Genomic DNA, 838 nt, shown 5'->3' with positions numbered 1-838 from the left:
ATCGGTATTGGCATGAGCCAAGATCAGGTAGAGAAAGTCTTTTCTCGATTTGAACAGGCCGACACAACTACAACTCGAGAATTTGGTGAGACAGGTTTAGGTGTCCCGATCACAAAAGCTTTGGTCGATTTAATGAGTGGGGATCTGTCTGTCGTAAGCGTGCAAGGCAAAGGCACAGAGTTTACTGTTTCCCTGCCTTTAGAGTTCGCTGAGGCAGCTGAGCTTAAAGAAGAAAAGGCAGATGTGCCTCCGCCAGATTTGTCAGGCAAACGCGTACTCATAGTTGAGGACAATCAAATTAACCAAGTGGTATGTGAAACCATGCTTTCGCCAATGAACACAGACGTCATGATCGCTGAGAACGGTCAAGAGTGCTTAGATCTTTTGAAGCATGAAGTATTTGACTTGATATTGATGGATATTCAAATGCCGGTCATGGATGGCGATACTGCGTGTGAGCATATCAGAAGCACTGACAAGCAGCAGAAAGTGATCGCTCTTACAGCAAACGTCATAGCTGATGATAGAAAAAAATATGAGGAAACTGGTTTCGACGATTGCATCGCAAAACCAGTTGATGTCAACGTGTTTTATCAAGGGTTAATGAAGCACGTATTAGATAATTAAACTTTGCCCTAATTAGATTTCTCTAATTCCGAGAATTTTGTCAGCGCTGTTTCTGATTTCTCTATATTTATCTGCATCCTCAATGAGCACATCCACATCAGTTTCATCGAAGAGCGTTTTAAGGCGTTCTTGAGCTGCTTCTTTCTTGACGATTTTTGGAAACAACGTTTTAACACAGCGCAGCATAACTTCTGGGGAGACTGATGCTCCA

The 838-nt window shown here is 42.7% G+C and carries 2 protein-coding genes; one reads left to right on the top strand and one right to left on the bottom strand.

Translation table 11 applies throughout. The features are described from left to right. On the top strand, positions 1–627 hold a 627-nt coding region (locus A3762_RS22095; RefSeq protein WP_156493669.1), incomplete at its 5' end, for a response regulator. A gap of 12 nt (positions 628–639) precedes the next feature. Here the strand turns inward: A3762_RS22095 and A3762_RS22090 are convergent. Continuing rightward, a partial coding sequence (locus A3762_RS22090) for a malate:quinone oxidoreductase (protein ID WP_197469491.1) occupies positions 640–838 on the bottom strand: 199 nt, incomplete at its 5' end.

The sequence above is a fragment of the Oleiphilus sp. HI0125 genome (assembly GCF_001635355.1).
This window is presented reverse-complemented; position numbering and strand designations above follow the sequence as displayed.